11 protein-coding genes are annotated in these 18019 nt (G+C 35.3%); 2 read left to right on the top strand and 9 right to left on the bottom strand.

Annotation, left to right across the window (positions count from 1 at the left end; all coding sequences use genetic code 11):
• Positions 1-185 precede the first annotated feature (185 nt).
• From DM397_RS01715 to DM397_RS01680, 8 genes are all read right to left on the bottom strand, one after another.
• Positions 186-2039, bottom strand: coding sequence for a glycoside hydrolase family 35 protein (locus DM397_RS01715; protein ID WP_111375913.1), 1854 nt, complete (start codon positions 2037-2039; stop codon positions 186-188).
• Positions 2040-2224: 185 nt separating this feature from the next.
• Positions 2225-4537 (bottom strand): family 20 glycosylhydrolase, encoded by a 2313-nt coding sequence (locus DM397_RS01710; protein WP_111375900.1) that lies wholly within the window; start codon positions 4535-4537, stop codon positions 2225-2227.
• A gap of 319 nt (positions 4538-4856) precedes the next feature.
• Positions 4857-5879 carry an isoaspartyl peptidase/L-asparaginase family protein gene (locus tag DM397_RS01705; protein ID WP_111375912.1) on the bottom strand — a complete coding sequence of 341 codons (1023 nt, stop codon included), beginning with the start codon at positions 5877-5879 and terminating at the stop codon, positions 4857-4859.
• 90 nt (positions 5880-5969) lie between these two features.
• Positions 5970-7088: a putative glycoside hydrolase gene (locus DM397_RS01700; RefSeq protein ID WP_111375899.1), complete on the bottom strand. Its 1119-nt coding sequence runs from the start codon at positions 7086-7088 to the stop codon at positions 5970-5972.
• Positions 7063-8130, bottom strand: a complete 1068-nt coding sequence (locus tag DM397_RS01695) for a carbohydrate-binding family 9-like protein (RefSeq protein WP_111375898.1) — start codon at positions 8128-8130, stop codon at positions 7063-7065. The genes DM397_RS01700 and DM397_RS01695 overlap by 26 nt, the downstream gene beginning before the upstream one ends.
• Positions 8131-8137: 7 nt before the next feature.
• Positions 8138-9103, bottom strand: a complete 966-nt coding sequence (locus DM397_RS01690) for a glycoside hydrolase family 130 protein (RefSeq protein WP_111375897.1) — start codon at positions 9101-9103, stop codon at positions 8138-8140.
• Positions 9104-9384: 281 nt separating this feature from the next.
• Complete coding sequence (locus DM397_RS01685) at positions 9385-11262, bottom strand: sodium:solute symporter family protein (RefSeq protein ID WP_111375896.1); 1878 nt, start codon at positions 11260-11262, stop codon at positions 9385-9387.
• Positions 11263-11284: 22 nt separating this feature from the next.
• Entirely contained in the window at positions 11285-13525 is a 2241-nt protein-coding gene (locus DM397_RS01680; protein WP_111375895.1) for a GH92 family glycosyl hydrolase, read from the bottom strand.
• 130 nt (positions 13526-13655) lie between these two features.
• Between DM397_RS01680 and DM397_RS01675 the strand changes: the two genes are divergently transcribed.
• Both DM397_RS01675 and DM397_RS01670 read left to right on the top strand, forming a co-directional pair.
• Entirely contained in the window at positions 13656-14714 is a 1059-nt protein-coding gene (locus DM397_RS01675; RefSeq protein WP_111375894.1) for a sensor histidine kinase, read from the top strand.
• A gap of 71 nt (positions 14715-14785) precedes the next feature.
• Positions 14786-15499, top strand: coding sequence for a LytR/AlgR family response regulator transcription factor (locus DM397_RS01670; protein WP_111375893.1), 714 nt, complete (start codon positions 14786-14788; stop codon positions 15497-15499).
• Between the two features lie 269 nt (positions 15500-15768).
• On the opposite strand, the gene nagB is transcribed toward DM397_RS01670, so the two are convergent.
• Entirely contained in the window at positions 15769-17682 is a 1914-nt protein-coding gene (nagB, locus tag DM397_RS01665) for a glucosamine-6-phosphate deaminase (RefSeq protein WP_185957090.1), read from the bottom strand.
• Between the last annotated feature and the right edge of the window lie 337 nt (positions 17683-18019).

The following is an 18019-nucleotide window of genomic DNA, read 5'->3' as shown; positions in this document are numbered from 1 at the left end:
AATTATTTTCAACACATAGAAACATAGTTTAACTAAACTTAAAAAAGGCGTTTCACTAGTTTAAATGCCCATAGTTTAACTATGTGTGGAAACTTGTTTCTTCCGTTTTCTTTTTTCGACACAAAAAACTATGTCTCTATGTGTTAAAATGCTTTTATTTTTTAATTACACCCAACGGGTTAATCTTAATTTAATTTTTCAAGTATCGGTTGATCTGTAAAAGTTAATTCTGTTTGAGCATTTTCATTAAGTTGCTCCAATACAACAAACTTATTCTCACCCGCTTTCAACCAACAGCCTGGTACATAAAGTGTTTGTTGCGGTCCTACTTTCCAGTAGCGTCCAAGATTGTGTCCGTTAACAAATACAATTCCTTTTCCCCAAGCAGACATATCAAGAAAAGTATCAGCTGGTTTATCGATGTTAACTGCAGCTTCATATAAAACTGGTCGTCCAGGTTTTATCGTTTCGTTTTTAAGAACTGGCACCTCATTCATCGGCATTTTATACATTTCCCAGCCACCGCTAATTTCATATTCATTAATGAATACTGGAGAAATAATTCCTTTGGTATTATGTACTATTTCGGCGCCGTAATTGATACGTCCCATATTTTCAACCAGAATTTCTAAAATACCGTTAAACGGAATAGAAAGGGTCAACTCGTAATTTTTGAAAACTCTATTCAATTCCCCCACCTTAACTCCGTTTACATAAACAGTGGCAAAGTCTCTCAATCCCTCGATTTTCAATTTACCAGAAGAAATAGGCTGCGTAAATCTTTTTCGATACAAAACATATCCATTACCCTGACCTAACTTTTCAAATGTTAAAGGCTGATCATTTACAACCGCTTTTTCTTTTTTGATCCAGCTTAAAACATCCATACTTGATTTGACAGGCTGATTTGGATATTTCGTAACTGGTATTTTCTCTGGGATTGGTGCTAATTTTGTTTTAGAATACTTTTGCATTACCTCACGTATAGCCATGAATTTTGGTGTTGCCCAACCTGCTTCGCTAATAGGCGCATCATAATCATAACTTGTAATATCTGGCTGAATATCACTTTCTTCATTATAATTTGCTCCAGAAGTAAATCCGAAATTAGTACCGCCGTGCACCATATAATAATTAAAAGAAACACCAGCATCAAGGTACTTTTTAGTTTGGCTTGCAATCTCTTCAGATCCAATTTTAATAAATGGTTCTGCCCAATGATCCAACCACCCAGAATAAAACTCTGCGACCATGTAAGGCCCATGTCCATTATGGTATTTATCAACCTGCTTCTTTAAATTTTCTATATTAGATTCCCCATTTGCGGTTGGTAACACGCCTTCAACACTTCCACCTTCAAACAACCAAGTACCGTCAGAAGTGAAAAAAGGCTCTGGGAATCCCGTTTCTTTAAGTATATTGTAAATTGCAGTTTTGTATGCTTTATGATCCTCAGCACTAATATCAGTTCTTTGAGAAACATAAGAACCAAATTCATTTTCAGCCTGAACCATGATAATTGGGCCTCCTTGATTAGCAAAATTTCCTTTTACGACTGCATATAAATGTTCTAGATACGTTTTACAAGCTTCCAAAAAAGCTTTGTTATTGGTACGAATTACTAAATCTGGATTATTTTGCAGCCACCAAGGATATCCTCCAAATTCCCATTCACCACATGCATAAGGACCTGGTCTAAGAATTACATATAATCCTTCACTTTTAGCAATGCGTAAAAACTCTGCCAAATCTCTATTTCCCGTCTTAAAATCCCATACACCTGGTTCTATTTCGTGATAATTCCAAAACACATAAGTTGCCACGGTATTCAATCCCATCGCTTTAATCATTTGCAATCGATGTCTCCAATACTCTTTAGGAATACGCTCATAGTGCATTTCTCCTGAATGTATTTTTATAATTTTCCCATCTTTTTGAAATTCTCCATTAGATATAGAAAATCCTTTGGTTTGCGCATTAGTAAAAAACGGCATCACGCAAATCAATAATACACCGAGCTTAAATAATATCTTATTCATTTTTTTCAGATTATACATTTATGACTTTAAAGCTTTGTCAAAATTTGAAACTTTGACAAAGCTGTCACAAGCATTTCACGTTAAACTATGTGTTAGAAACTAGTTTCTTTCTAAACTCTTTTACCAAGTTCAAAAGAAAAAGAATCTATCCCCGATAGCTATCGGGACTATGTGTTTAAAAATATTTAATTCACCAAAATCTCATCCACAAACAACCAAGAGCTTTCTCCTTTTGGACTTTTCTTTAAGTTGCCTCCGATTACTTTTACAAAACGTGCATTTTGTTTTTGGAAATTGATTTTGAAATCTTTCAATTCCGGAACTGGATTAGCTGCATACGGACGTGTTATTTTTCCAACTTGCGTATATTTAATTCCATCATTAGAAATCAATACTTTCACTTGAATAGGGAAATTAACTCCTGCGCCTTGACTTTCTAAAGCTCCAACTGATACTTGCTCAATACTTTCTACTTTTTCAAGATCAATTACCAATTCCATATCATTAACCAGCCAAGCCTGCCATTGTCCATCGTGAAAATTCTTGCTTCCGCGAATGGCATTTACCATGGTGTTGGCATCTCCTTTATGATTGTCGTTGTAAGGCGTTAAGTATTTCACTTTTTTCGCAAATCCTTTATGGAAAACAATCGTATCTGTAAATGTTTTTCCAACTGGTTTTTCGTCTTGAAATAAAGAAGCTTTTAAAACCGTAGTTTCTTTAATTTCAATTGGAGTGGTATATTTTATAGCATGATGATCAATGTTCTGATTTCCTAAAACATATCTAATGTCTGGATTTGGAAACTCATTTTTCAACTCCACTTTGATTTGTTTGTTTCCCAAATCAGCTGTAGAAGAAGCCGTTACCAAATAAGCGCTTTTTGCATAATTTAATCCCTGATAATCGTAACGCTTGAACATTGAAAACAATCTTGACGTAAAATCGTTCCAATTGCGTTTCTCTTTCGGACTCCATAAAGTCTCTGATAAAGCGGCTAATCTTGGAAAAATCATATATTCAGAATCTTTTGGACCCGCAATATGTTCTGCCCATAAATTGGCTTGTCCGCCTAAAATGTGCGAAGCGTCCTCAGGACTCATTCCTTGTACAACTGGATCAAACTGATATACTTTATTCAACGGATTATAAGCATCAAAAGCTAAAGGTTCTTCATTTTGAGGTCCTTGATAGAAGTTAAAATAACAAGGAGATTCTGGAGACATAATTACATCGTGGCCTTGTTTAGCCGCCTCTGCACCAATTTTCTCACCTCTCCAGCACATAATTGTTGCGCTAGGATTTAATCCGCCTTCCAATACTTCGTCCCAGCCGATTAGTTTTTTGCCTTTAGAATTAACATATTTCTCAATACGTTTTACGAAATAACTTTGTAATTCTGCTACACTTTTTAAGTGCTCGTCTTTAATTCTCTTTTGACAGTGCGGACATTTTGCCCAATTGGTTTTAGTCGCTTCATCTCCCCCAATATGAACATATTTTGAAGGGAAAATTGCCATTACTTCGTCTAAAACATTTTGTAAAAATTCAAACGTAGTTTCTTTTCCTGCACAGTAAATATCTGTTAAAGGCCAAACTCCGCCAGAAGGAACTCCAATTCTCTGATCGAAACAAGCCAATTCAGGATAAGATGCAATGGCACTACTTACGTGAGCCGGCATTTCAATTTCTGGAATTACTTCAATTCCTTTTGTTGCGGCATATTTTACAATTTCTTTCAATTCATCTTGCGTGAAGAATCCGCCGTAAGTTCCTTTTTCGTCAGGATTTGTAGTTAATCTAGCATTCCAAGAAACATTTTCCTGATCAACTCTCCAAGCGCCAACTTCTGTTAGTTTTGGATATTTTTTAATTTCAATTCTCCATCCTTGATCGTCAACTAAGTGCATGTGCAGAACATTCATTTTGTGCGCTGCCAAACGATCAATTGTTGCGAAAACATAATTTTTATCAAAGAAATGACGAGAAAAATCCAACATTAAACCTCTCCATTTAAAACGAGGCTCATCATTAATAGTCAAACTTGGAATTTGCCATTTTGCAGAAGTTATAGCAAACTGACTTTCAATTGCTTCAGGAAGTAATTGTCTGATGCTTTCTAAAGCATATAAAAAACCATTATTCCCTTTTGCAGAAATAACAATATTAGTTGGATTAACATCTAAAACGTAAGCTTCATTCTTTAAGTTCAGATCTGTTTTCAATAAAACATAATTACTCGCAGGAGCTTTTGTAGTCACTTCTGGTTTCCATCCTGCAGCAGTACCAAATTTAGAAGCCAAAGCATTTGCAGCATCTTTTTGGAAATCGCCATTTACTACAAACTTTGTATCTTTTGTAAATTCAAAAATACCTGTTTTGATAAGAGTCTGAGTCGGTTTCGGAATGATACGAATATCACTTTCCGTATAAATTTTCTGCGCATTTGCTGAGAAAATTGAAGAGATTAGGGTTAATAGAAATAGTAATTTTTTCATTCTTTGTTTTTTGGTTTCTCTTTGCGGTTATTTTTTTAAACACATAGAGACATAGTTTTTTTTAAGCTTAAAAAAGGCGTTTCACTTTGCATGAATGCACATAGAAACTGTAACCTTTTATGTTTGTTTTTCTAACTTCAATTTTGTAAATCTTTGTGGAGTTTCTTGTGAAGATTTCTCCTTGCGTCGAAATGACAAAACTGTGTTGTAAAACTTTGGCAAAGTTTTCGTCAAGCTATGTTATTTATTTAAGAGTGAAACGCCTCTAAACACAATAAAAATCTATGATTCTATGTGTTTAAAAATTTCACGTTTAGTCTTACTTATCCCAAGACATTTTAAATTTCGCGTCTTCCATTCTGTGGCCTTTTACATCATCAGAAACGGCGTAATTAAATCCTGATCTTAGGCTGTAACCTGCGTATTCACCGTTTTTATTCAAAGCAATAAAACCAACTTGCAGGTATTCCATGTCCTTGTGGTTTTTATGTTTGTTGTAAATACGCTCTGTAATTTCTTTACAAGCATCGTAAGGCGATTTTCCCTGACGCATTAATTCCACCACCATTGCACTTCCTGCAGTTCTAATAACCGCTTCGCCCAAACCAGTTGCTGCCGCTGCGCCCACTTCGTTATCCAAGAAAAGACCCGCGCCGATTATTGGGGAGTCACCGACGCGTCCGTGCATTTTCCAAGCTGCACCGCTCGTGGTACATCCGCCAGAAAGGTTACCATCTTGGTCTAACATTAGCATGCTTATGGTATCGTGATTTTCTATATTAATAACTGGTTTGTATTTTGAATCTTCCAGCCATTTTTTCCAGTCTCTTTCAGATTCCGGAGTCAGTAAATTTTCTTCTTTAAAACCTTCAGACAAAGCAAACTGCAATGCACCTTGCCCTGCTAACATTACGTGAGGCGTATTTTGAAGCACTCTTTTTGCAACAGAAATTGGGTGCATGATTCCCTGTAAGAAGCAAACTGATCCGCAATTGCTGTTGTGATCCATGATACAGGCATCAAGCGTAACTTTTCCTTCGCGATCCGGATATCCTCCATAACCCACACTGCGGACATTTGGATCTGCTTCAGGTATTTTCATTCCGGCTTCAATGGCATCTAATGCTGATTTTCCTTCTTTTAGGTTTTTCCAAGATTCTTTGTTAGCAGGCAAACCGTGATTCCATGTCGAAATAATAATTGGTTTGGTCTGTTTTTTTTCTTTTGATTCTACTTCTGGTTCATTTTCGTGATTGGCTGCAAATCCACTTACGCCCAAAACAGAACTAATGGCTAAAGTGCCTAGAGTGGTTTTCTTGATAAAATCTCTTCTATTTGACATGTCTTTTGGTTTTAATTCAACTTTCAAAAACAAAATATTCTTGATGTTGCTAAATTAATCAGTAATACTTTTTAATCCCAGTAAAATCGACTACAAGGCTGCTTTTACGGTCGCAATTGTTTTTAAATTACTATCTGATAAGGCGTTTCCGTCAAAAAAAGAAACTCCAGTTGCACCATTTTTCTTAGCCAGTAAAATGGCTTCTTTCAATTCTGCATCCGATTTTAATCCCGGAATATAAATTCCTGTATTTACTTTTGTCGGTTTTCCTTCTAAATCTGCTACACCTTGTTTTGTTGCGTATCCAACCCAGTCAATTTCTTCATCATAAAAGCTATGATAAATCATTGGATATACTTCGTCAATATTCCATTTATCCCAACGCTGGCGCACCATGTGGTCTGCCATTTCTGGATAAGGAAATACGGCTGCCGTTAATTTCTTATTGTGTTTATGGGCAATTTTATACGCATCGTCAACTACCGCTTTTACTGCATTTAGACGGAAGTTTTTCCACTCCATATCAATGGAAGTATTGTGGCTGTTTTTTGGATTTTTGTGATGTTCTTTTTCGAATTTGCTTACGCAGGCATCACAATAACAAAAATCGAATTGAGGTAATTCTACATCCTGAACCAAATTATATTTTGGCAATAAACTAATTGGCAGGAAAATATCTGGGAAACGAATGTAATCTAAATGTACGCTTTCGATTCCTTCAACTTTTGCTAAACCATCCACCAAACCTAAAACGTGATTTCTAGATTCTTCTTTAGTTGGGCAAAGCCATTGGTAATAATCTACATACGGACGGTTATCAAAACAAGATTTTCCTTCTTTGCTTACTTGATACCAATCTGGATGCTGTAACGCAATTGAATCATTTGGACGATTCATTGCCATAATCCAAGCGTGAACTTTTAGTCCTTCTTTTTTTGCAAGCGGAACTAATCTTGCTAATAGTTTTGGATCGGTTTGTGTGTTAATTAAAACTTCGTCGATTCCGCCATCTTTGTATTTTTTGAATTCTTTTGAATAATCTGCATCCGATTTTTTAGCATCGGCAGTTGTCCAGACTCCAAAAGTGAATTTTCCGTTTTGCTGATCTTTATTTTCTTTTTGTCCGCACGAGAATAAACTCAGCGAAAGCACCAAAACTAAAACTTTTGACAGCTTTTGTAACTTATTCGTTCGTAATAATTTTACCATCTTCTTTAATTATTAAGGTTTTGTTTGAAAAAGGACTCTGTACCAAGATATTAAATCCTGATGAATGATTTTCTAAAACTGGTTTTAAAACTTTTCCATCAACAACTATATTTTTTTTACTGATACTTTGCAGTGATTTTGCCCAAGATTTATTTTTATCAAAATATCTCTTTTGAGCACGGTACAACGTATACAGTTCCCATTTTACTTTTTCTTCCTGCGGAATTGTAAATTTATCATCGCTTTCTTTTGAAGAGAAGTATACATAAGCCCATTTTTCGGGCTCATGCATATTTATCACTCCCATAGGCGACCAAACCCAATTGTATTCTGGGAGAAACTTTCCTTCTGAATCTTTTTTGCGTTCATATTTTCCATCAACAATTGAGTGCTGCCAATTCACTCGAGAGAAATTGACTTTCCAAAATTTATCTTTCGGAACAATATCATCAAAATAAGATGTTTTATAAACCGACCACGGAATGGCGATTTCTAATGTCCAGCCCTTATCTGTATCGGAAGCATTATTTAAAGTTCCATCCACTTTTACAGCCGATTTCAAGCCGTCGATATTCCAGTCGTTTAAAACGGTGTTTTTTTCTCGGTACGGTTTATTGATGAATAAATCCCAAGCTGTGTTTAAGGCATTAATTTCTAATTCATAGTAATTGTGAGTATCATTATCTGGATCGATAAAAACCTCAAAATCATTATTATAAAAAATAATCGTATCGCGCTGTTTTAGATTTGCCCAAACGTGAGGTTCTTCTATTTTAGCGAAAATATAGTAGTATTTATCGTCCCATAGCATTTTTACCTGAGTTTTGTATTTTGGAGTTTCAACACCTTCTATGTCGACAAAAGGTGTTGTCCAATCTGCTTTTTCCCAAGCTTTGTCTGCTTCATCTCCGTCAATAACAATTTCGCTTGAAGTTTTATACGCAACATAACTTTTCGGCGTAACCGGTTTTTCAGATTGCGCATAACCCATCAATCCAACAAAAAAAACGGCAAGGGACAATAAATTACTTCTACTATGCATCTTGATATTATAAACTATTATTTTTTGTAAACTCAATTACTTCGCTCAATTTTCCGAAAGCGATAGCTACGTGAGTATCAGCCGCACCGTAATAAACCGCTAATTTATCTTCTTCAAAATCGTGTAAAGCTGCACAAGGGAAAACTACGTTTGGAACATCACCAACCATTTCATACGTTTCTGCAGGTCCTAATAAATAAGGCTGTGTTCTGTATTTTACCTGATCTGGCGAATCAACATCTAAAAGTGCTGAACCCATTGCATAACGGAAACCGTTGCAAGTATTAATAACTCCATGGTAAATCATTAACCATCCTTCTTCAGTTAAAATCGGAATTGGTCCTGCTCCTACTTTTGTACACTGCCAAGCGCTTTGCTCAAACGGACTTGGTTTCATCACCAATCTATGCTCTCCCCAATATTTCATATCCGGGCTATAGCTGATCCAGATATCTCCGAAAGGTGTGTGTCCGTTATCACTTGGACGGCTTAACATGGCATATTTTCCGTTGATTTTCTGTGGGAATAAAACTCCGTTTCTGTTGAATGGTAAAAAGGCATTTTCACATTGGAAAAATTCTTTAAAGTCAAAAGTATAACCAATACCAATTGTTGGTCCATTGTAACCATTACACCAAGTAATCCAGTAACGATCTTCGATCCAAACCACACGCGGATCGTATTTATAAGCCGATTCAATCATTTCTGTATTTCCAGCCTGCATTACAATTGGTTCGTGGTTGATGTCCCAATTGATACCATCTTTACTGAAACCAGCAAAAATATTCATCTGAACCGCTTTGTTATCACATCTGAAAACCCCAGCATATCCGTCTCCAAAAGGTACAACTGCACTATTGAATATACTGTTTGATGAAGGAATCGAATATCTGTCGATAATTGGATTCTCAGAATATCTCCACATTACATCTTTACTGTTTTCGGGTCTGTCTTGCCAAGGAATAGTACTCATTTTTTGTTCTTTTTATTTATTAGTTTTTTTATTCTTTTATTCTTTTTTAAACACATAGAAACATAGTTTTCCTTTGTCTACAAAAGGCGTTTCACTTGTTTAAATAAACATAGCTTTGCAGCCAATCTTGTGTTCCCTTAGTTGAAACTACGGGCTATGTTCAAAGCTATGTGTGAGAAACTAGTTTCTTTCTACACTCTTTTCAAAGTCAAAAAAATCTATGTTTCTATGTGTTTAAATTTTTAAAATCTTGCTTCTTTAATCTTGTATCTGCAAAGTCTCTACTCTTCAATCTTCCTAACTCTATCCAGCCAAGTAAATTTCAACACTGTAGTCGTCACTAAGAAAACCACCAATGCCAGAGCCGCTTTTGGATAATCTCTAATGATAAAATAAATCGGAAGCAGAATCATGCTTGACTGCCATACAATACCAATTACACAATTCATCATATCAAGATAGAAATCATTATTTTTTTGGAAAGATTGGTCTTCCGCTTTTAATTGTTTGTAAACCGGAGTCCAGAATCCCCAAGGTCTTACGTTTGAATAGAAAGATTTTAAAACTTCCATATCAGTTGGTTTGCTTAGGTAAGTTCCTAAAAGACAACCCAAAATTGACATTCCGAAAATTAATGGGAATAAATAAATGGATGGCACTTGCGAAAGATCATGTAAAAATGTTCCTTCTGCTAAATTTCCTTTGTTTTGATCTAAAATGAATTGAAGTGAAGCTGCAATTAATCCGCCGACCATTCCCCAGAAATAACCCCATCCGTTAAAACGCCACCAAATCCATTTTAAGAAGTTGGCTGCAACGTAACCTCCGTATAAAGCACTTGTAATCCAAAGTGTTAATGAGTTAATAGAATCTGCGAAGAATCCCATGAAAACACCTAATCCAACAACTAAGAAAGAAGAAATCTGACTTACTTTGATGTAATGTTTGTTTGACGCAACTGGTTTGAAATATTTTTTATAAATATCATTTACGATATAAGCTGGCCCTGCATTTACGAAAGCCGAGAATCCAGACATAAACGCTGCTAATAATCCTGCTAAAAGGATTCCTTTAATTCCAACTGGGATATAAAGATTCACCACTTTTGGCATCAATAATTCTAAATCTGCTCCTGTAAGATTTACGTTTGCATTTAATTCTGGTGCTAAATTCACTAAAGCGATAACCACAATTCCTGTGATTAATAAATATCTAGGAATGAATAAAATCAAGTTGGTAAAACCACTCATATAAGCCGCTTCTTTTACCGATTTTGTAGAAAGAACACGCTGTAAATCGTAACTTGGAGTTGGTCCTGCAACACTCGCAAAGAATCCTTTAAAAAGTGTCATTCCGATGAAAGCGCCAAACATTTTGTAACCTTCCGTATCAATTAATCTATTAAACGTTTCGAATTTATCGCTCCATTGTGTTTCAAATTCCCATCCAAAGAAAACATTTTTCCATTCTGGCGTAATTATCGAATTAATCTGAATATCTGTATAATTAATGAATGCATAACCCGCGATTAAAACTCCGGCAACAATCATAATTAAATATTGCACAACCTCTGTCGCTACAACAGAAAACATTCCGCCTTTAACCGTATAAATGGTTGTTAAAAAAATGATTAACAATGCATAAGCTTGTTCTGAAGTTAAGAAAACAGAACCATTCATGTGAACTGTCAAATCCCACGGAAGAATGATGGTTACAAATTTTCCGATTCCAACAAAGAAATAAGCGATGAAACCAATTGTCGAAATAATCGCAAAAATGGCTACAATAATATGAGATGCTTTTCCAGCTTTGTCGCTTCCAAAACGAGTTAGAATCCATTCAGAACCCGTCATTACTTTTGATCTTCTAATCCAGACCGCGAGGAACATCATCACAAAAATCTGATTCCATATCGGCCAAAGCCACATAAACATGAAACTTTTTACGCCGTAAAGAAATAAAACTCCAATCATCCAGGAAGTTCCTGAAACATCAAACATTCCTGAGCCATTGCTCAATCCTAAAAAATACCATTTGATTGATTTCCCGCCAAGGAAATAATCATCAAGTCCTTTTGATGCTTTTCTTGAAATCCAGATTCCAATACCGACCGAGAGTACGATATAGATTAAAATGATTGATACGTCTATAATGTTCATTAAATTATTTATTTTGAATTAGTTAGTTTAGACCCCAGTTTTGGTTTGGCTGTGCTCCCATTACAAAATGAAGTACGCCGCCTTTTAGCATTTCCTGATGAGAAATTGCCGTTTTATTAAACGTTTTTCCGTTTAAAGTTGCTGATTGGATATAGAAATTTTTATCCGAAACATTTTCTGCTTCGATTACAAAAGTTTTTCCGTTTGGAAGATTTAAAGTTGATTTTTCGAAAATCGGACTTCCAATTTCATATTCTCCAGAAGCTGGATTCATCGGGTATAATCCCATTGAACTGAATACATACCAAGCCGACATTTGCCCGCAATCTTCGTTTCCGCTTAGACCGTTTGCAGTCGTATTATATTGTGTATCCAAAATATGGCGAACCCAATATTGCGTTCTCCAAGGCTGTCCCGCATGATTAAACATATAAGCAATATGGTGGCTTGGCTCGTTTCCGTGTGCATATTGTCCGATCAAACCAGAAATATCTGCCGAAACATTGTTTCCTGTAATTTCAGAACTCTCTGTAAATAACTGTTCTAAACGTTTTGTAAATGTGTCATTTCCGCCATGAAGCTTAATGAAATTGTCAACATTATGTGGCACAAACCAGCTGTGCTGCCAAGCATTTCCTTCAGTATAATCAGTATGTTCTCTGTGGTTGGAGTGTTTTGGGTCGAAAGGTTCGTTCCAAGATTTTCCATCTTCCGATTTTCCTCTCATGAAACCAGATTTCGAATCAAATAAATATTCGTATGCTTTTGAACGTTTCGAGAAAAATTCATAATCAGCTGTTTTTCCTAAAGCTTTTGCCATTTGAGCAACGCACCAATCATCATAAGCATATTCTAAAGTAATCGTAACTGATTCGTCTAATAAGTTGTACGGAATGTAACCGTATTTTTTGTAGAAATTCAATCCGCGTTCGTCCTGCATCATGGTTGCTTTCATTGCTTCGAAAGCTTTTTCGGCATCAAAACCATTGATTCCTTTCATGTAAGCATCAACAATAACTGGAATTGAATGATATCCTGTCATTGTATTGGTTTCATTTGCATATAAAGTCCAAACCGGAAGTATTTTTTTAGTTTCATAATACGCCAACATCGAGTTTACTAAATCTGAAACTTTTGTTGGTTCTAAGATCGTTAGCAAAGGATTCTCTGCTCTAAACGTATCCCAAAGTGATAAGGTAGAATAAGCGGTATAATCTTTAGCCGTGACAATTTTATCGTCTTCTCTTCTAAATTGTCCGTTTTTATCGCTGTAAGTCACTGGCGCAACTTGAGCATGATATAAAGCGGTGTAGAAAATGGTTTTTAGAGAATCAATCGGAGTTTCAACTTTAATTCTGCTTAAAGCTTTGTTCCATTCTAAAGTCGCATCCGATTTTACTTTTTCAAAGCTATAACCTTCAGCATCTAAATTACCTTTTGCGTTTTCAACACTTACAGAAGAAAGTGCCACTTTTATACCCAATTCTTTAGAGTTTTTAGAATCGAAGAACAATTGTAAAGCTGTATTTTCTCCTTCAGCACTTTGACCAGAAACTACTTTTTTATCAACAGTAATAATTGATTCTGTAATTGGTTTAGAAAATTTGGCAACAAAATATACTTTTTGATTTTTTGCCCAGCCCGTACTATAACGGTAACCGCTAATTGTATTAGCATCTTCAATTTTGATAGACGTTTTTACCGCTTTGTCCCAGTTAATAGCAAAACCAAGATCTACCACAACCGACTGAACGTCGTTATTATTATAGGTATATTTATGGTATGCGGTTCTTTGCGTAGAAGTTAATTCTACATTGATCTTAGGATCCTCAAGAAAAACTTGGTAAGAACCCGGTGTTGCTTTTTCGTTAACATGATTGTATTTTGATTTATACGGAAGGAAATCGCGTGAAGCGGCTTTGGCGGTTAAGTCTAACTTTTTGTTTGTCGGCATAAATAAAATATCTGCCAAATCACCGATTCCTGTTCCGCTTAAGTGTAAATGACTAAAACCCGAAACTATCGAGTCAGAATAATGATAGCCCGAACACCAGTCCCAGCTAGAAACTCCATTATCTGGACTCACTTGCAGCATCCCAAACGGAACTGTCGCCCCCGGATACGTATGTCCGTGGCCTCCAGTACCTATAAAAGGATCTACATAATTTGTTGCAAAACTTTTATGATGCGTATTTTTATCTACATTTATTTTGCAACTTGCAGTAAAAATTACCGTTAAAGAGAGCAGAGTAATTTTCCTCATATCAAAACAATATTAATTTAACTTTAAATTTAGATAAATTCAATTTTTACCAAAACATTTTTAGACGGACGACATTTAAACAGCCCTAAACATCAAAAAATAGTAACAAACGACATTCTATTCTACGATTATGATTTTCAATTCAAACAAACCATATAGTTTACCTATTCGCTATCACGTTTACTTTTGGCTCACGTATTTTGTGTTTAATACATTCAGATGGGGAAGCTATTTTAACGATTATGTTTATTCCTTAAAAACCACTCTATTAGGATTCCCTATTCACATGGCATTATGTTATCTGAATATTTTGGTTCTGATGCCACATCTGGTTTACAAAAAAAAATACTTCCTATATATAGTAACCGTTCTGTCGGCGATTTTTGTGATGGTGGTCTTAAAATTCAACTTGACTTATTTACTAATCACACATAATGTTTGGCCAGAAGGTCCGCAGACTATTAATACACTTACCTTAAACTATACCATAGATATGATGATGGGCGAATTGTATGTAATGACTTTTGTGACCGCCATTAAAATCACGCTCGATTTATTACAGGAACAGAGACGTGTAACCGATCTAGAAAAATCGCAATTGGAAACAGAACTGCTGTTTTTAAAATCTCAGATCTCACCTCACTTTTTCTTTAATACTTTAAATAATATTTATTCGCTTTCTGTAGAAAAGTCCAACAAGACTCCGAAAATCGTTTTAAAACTTTCAGAGCTAATGCGTTATATGCTTTATGAAACAAAGGAAAAGAAACAGTCTTTGGAGAATGAAATTTTATGCATTCAGAATTATCTGGATTTGGAAAGAATTAGAAACGGGGAACGCTTAGAAGTAGATATGTCTATTTCGGGAGATATTCACGATAAAGAAATTTCTCCAGTCTTACTTTTGACTTTCGTCGAAAATGCATTCAAGCACGGCGTCAACAAAAACACTGGAAATGTTCTCATTGATATCAGATTTAAAGTAAAAGGCGATTATTTATATTTCACAATTTCAAACCCTATGCCCGAATTTACCGTACATAAAGATAATTTTAACAAGGCAAGTGGTATAGGTATTGAAAACGTCAAAAAAAGACTGGAATTAGGATATAATAAAAATGACTATAAGCTTTCATTTAAAAATAAAAAGAATATTTTTGTCGTTAAACTAGTTATAAAAGTCACATAGCCTCAGCTTTTATAGGTTTAGAAAACTATACCTACAAAAAACCAAATATCGGCCTAAAATAATATTTAGAAATGAAAATAAAGTGTTTAATTATCGATGATGAGCCATTGGCAATAAACGTTATTAAAAATTATATTGAACAGATTGAGGATTTAGAACTAGTAAACACCTTCAGCAATTCTATTGAAGGCTTGAATTTCTTAAAAAACAATACCATTGATGTAATTTTTCTGGACATAAATATGCCTGTTTTAGACGGTATTAATTTTATTAAAAGTTTAGAAAACCCACCGTTGCTTATCATTACAAGTGCTTACGATCAGTTTGCAATTGAGACTTACGAACTTGATGTTTTGGATTATCTCGTAAAACCAATTGAATTTCCGAGATTAATGAAAGCAGTCAACAAGATCAACAAACGACTTAACAATACCAGCAAAGTTCCGCAGGAAAACAGCAAAGAAAACCCATTTATCTTCGTTAAAATCGACAAGAAAAAAATGAAGAAGATTTTCTTGAACGAAATTTTGGTTATCGAAAGTTTAAAAGATTATTTAAAAATAAGCACCACTTCAGGTAAATTTATAATTCACAGTACTTTATCTGATTTTACAAGCTTACTTCCAGAAAGAGATTTTATCAGAATACACAGATCATACACAATTGCAATTGATAAAATTGATGCAGTTGAAGGAAATAGTATTGAAATTGAAGGCTTACGATATGTTATAGGAAGATCTTATATAGACGAGGTTAAACAGAAAATTTTAAACTCTTCTATTTAGTTTTAACCGCAAAGCACGCAGGGATTTACGCAAGGTTCGCAAAGTTTACTCACAAAGCTTTGCGAACTTTTTTTTGCTCATTTTTAAAACGTCACAAAAATAAAATCTTAGCGTACTTTGCGTAAACCTTAGCGTACTTTGCGGTTAAAAAACAAAACTATAAAAAAACGAAAATGCGGCCAACCACGACCGCATTTTCTCTCAATTATAGGTAACTAACCAAAATAAACCATGAAATAGTCTATTATCTTTATTGCTGCAAAAAGCACTTAGAAATGATAACGTTTAAACGCCTCAATAGCCGAATAATCTGCTAATCCTAAGCTGTGGTATTTCTCTGCAGTCAATCTGTTTCTGTCTTCAACTCGCACCCAAAACTCTCTGCTGTCATCACCTTGAAACATAACGCCGTCTTTTTGAGACTGGTGATAAAAAATAGCATGTCGTTTCTTTAAAACCTGATCAGGACTCATTGGTACTGCCATGTCAATTTGGTACGATTCCCATTCATGCCAAGCACCTCTGTAAAGCCAAACCCAGCAGTCATTCATAAAGCTTTCTTGTTTTAATCTTTTCAAAGCTTCAAACAAACTATCTAAACACACTTTATGAGTTCCGTGCGGATCTGCTAAATCTCCTGCGGCATAAATTTGATGCGGTTTTATTCTTTCAATAATATCGCACATAATGCTAATATCTGCATCCGAAAGATTATTCTTTTTAACCGTTCCTGTTTCGTAAAACGGAAGATCTAAAAAGTGTACATTAGAATCTGGCAAACCTAAATAACGTGTCGCGCCAAAAGATTCACTTCTCCTAATTAATCCTTTTAGCTTTCTTACTTCTAATGAATCAATTTCATTTCCAGTTCTGTTCTGAAGAAATTCGATTAATTTATCAGACATTCTCGAATCTGGATTCAATGCTTTTGAGATCTCAGCAAATTTCAATGCCTCTTCATTTGAAACGGCAATATTTCCTGATGTTTGGTACGCCACATGAACTTCATGCCCCTGTTCTATCAAACGGTCAAAAGTTCCTCCCATCGAAATCACATCATCATCTGGATGCGGGCTGAAAATGATAATTCTTTTCTTTTCCGGCGTGGAACGCTCCGGTCTGTAGGTATCATCTGCATTGGGTTTTCCGCCCGGCCATCCCGTGATGGTTTGCTGCATTTTATTAAACATTTTAATGTTCAAATCGTATGCAGTTCCTTCCTCCGTCAAAAGACTCGACATTCCGTTGTCGTTATAATCTTTATCCGTCAGTTTAAGGAAAGGTTTCTTAGTCAACTCACTCAACCAAGCCACCGCTTTTAATTTTAATTCATCTGTCCAAATACAAGATTTAACTAGCCAAGGCGTTTTAACTCTTGTTAATTCAGATGAAGCTTCCGTATCTAGAACAAATGTTGTGTTGTTGTGCTCTTGTAAATACGTAGCTGGAACGTGCGAAGAAACTTCTCCTTCGATTGTATTTTTTATAATTCCTGCTTTACTGATTCCCCAGCCCAGCAAAACAATTCTTTTTGCATTTCTAACGGTGCCAATTCCCATCGTAATGGCTTTTCTCGGAACATTATCTATTCCTAAAAAAGAAGAAGCCGCATCGACTCTCGTAATATGATCAAGCGTAATGCTTCTTGTCCCTGAATTTACGTGCGAACCAGGTTCATTAAACCCAATATGTCCCGTTCTTCCAATTCCTAAAAGCTGAAAATCTAATCCTCCGTACGATTTAATTTTCATCTCATAATCGATACAATACTGTTGCAATTCCTCGGCACTCACCTGCCCGTCTGGAATATTTATATTTTCTGGATGAATATTGACATGATTAAATAAATGTTCGTGCATAAAATGATAATAACTCTGAATATCATTTTTATCCATCGGATAATATTCGTCCAAATTGAAGGTAACTACATTAGCAAAACTAAGCCCTTCCTCTTTGTGCATTCTAACCAATTCTTCATACACCTTAATTGGCGAAGAACCAGTAGCCAAACCTAAAACACAAGGTTCGTTCAGCTCATTCTTTCTCTGAATTAAATTGGCAATTTCACGAGCGACCAATAAAGAAGCTTCTTTCGACGATTCGAAAATAACATTATGAATTTTCTCAAAACGTGTTTCTTCAAATTTCCCTGCTTCTCTAAAACCTATATCTTCTTTAATCATTTGCCTTGCCATTTAATTACTAAGATAAAAGTAGAATTATATTATCCGCTCGTACTAAAAATTCGACTAATAACGGCTAAGCTTCGGCAAAAGACAAAATAAGAATGATAACCTCTTTGATTAAATAGTACGCGGATAAAACAGATTCGCTTTGCGAAAACGCGGATAATCAAAGATTTGTTTTATTCATTTCTGCAAATGAATTATGTTTTAATATTCCGTAGGAATATCTGGTCGGTAGAAAAAAAATATTGTTTAGTATTGTGTTCCATAGGAACACTTGATCTCATAGAAATGCGGCACCGTTTTGTTAATCAAACGTTCCTACGGAACGTAT

This window comes from Flavobacterium nitrogenifigens (genome assembly GCF_003254565.1).
GTDB classification, from domain to species: domain Bacteria; phylum Bacteroidota; class Bacteroidia; order Flavobacteriales; family Flavobacteriaceae; genus Flavobacterium; species Flavobacterium nitrogenifigens.
The sequence above is the reverse complement of the archived record's forward strand: the minus strand, read 5'-3'. Positions and strand labels throughout refer to the sequence as shown.

What these genes read in the sequence shown, in the direction of transcription:
- DM397_RS01715 (WP_111375913.1), bottom strand. Translation starts at nt 2,039, where the DNA reads ATGAATAAGATATTATTTAAGCTCGGTGTATTATTGATTTGCGTGATG.
- DM397_RS01710 (WP_111375900.1), bottom strand. Translation starts at nt 4,537, where the DNA reads ATGAAAAAATTACTATTTCTATTAACCCTAATCTCTTCAATTTTCTCA.
- DM397_RS01705 (WP_111375912.1), bottom strand. Translation starts at nt 5,879, where the DNA reads ATGTCAAATAGAAGAGATTTTATCAAGAAAACCACTCTAGGCACTTTA.
- DM397_RS01700 (WP_111375899.1), bottom strand. Translation starts at nt 7,088, where the DNA reads ATGGTAAAATTATTACGAACGAATAAGTTACAAAAGCTGTCAAAAGTT.
- DM397_RS01695 (WP_111375898.1), bottom strand. Translation starts at nt 8,130, where the DNA reads ATGCATAGTAGAAGTAATTTATTGTCCCTTGCCGTTTTTTTTGTTGGA.
- DM397_RS01690 (WP_111375897.1), bottom strand. Translation starts at nt 9,103, where the DNA reads ATGAGTACTATTCCTTGGCAAGACAGACCCGAAAACAGTAAAGATGTA.
- DM397_RS01685 (WP_111375896.1), bottom strand. Translation starts at nt 11,262, where the DNA reads ATGAACATTATAGACGTATCAATCATTTTAATCTATATCGTACTCTCG.
- DM397_RS01680 (WP_111375895.1), bottom strand. Translation starts at nt 13,525, where the DNA reads ATGAGGAAAATTACTCTGCTCTCTTTAACGGTAATTTTTACTGCAAGT.
- DM397_RS01675 (WP_111375894.1), top strand. Translation starts at nt 13,656, where the DNA reads ATGATTTTCAATTCAAACAAACCATATAGTTTACCTATTCGCTATCAC.
- DM397_RS01670 (WP_111375893.1), top strand. Translation starts at nt 14,786, where the DNA reads ATGAAAATAAAGTGTTTAATTATCGATGATGAGCCATTGGCAATAAAC.
- nagB (WP_185957090.1), bottom strand. Translation starts at nt 17,682, where the DNA reads ATGATTAAAGAAGATATAGGTTTTAGAGAAGCAGGGAAATTTGAAGAA.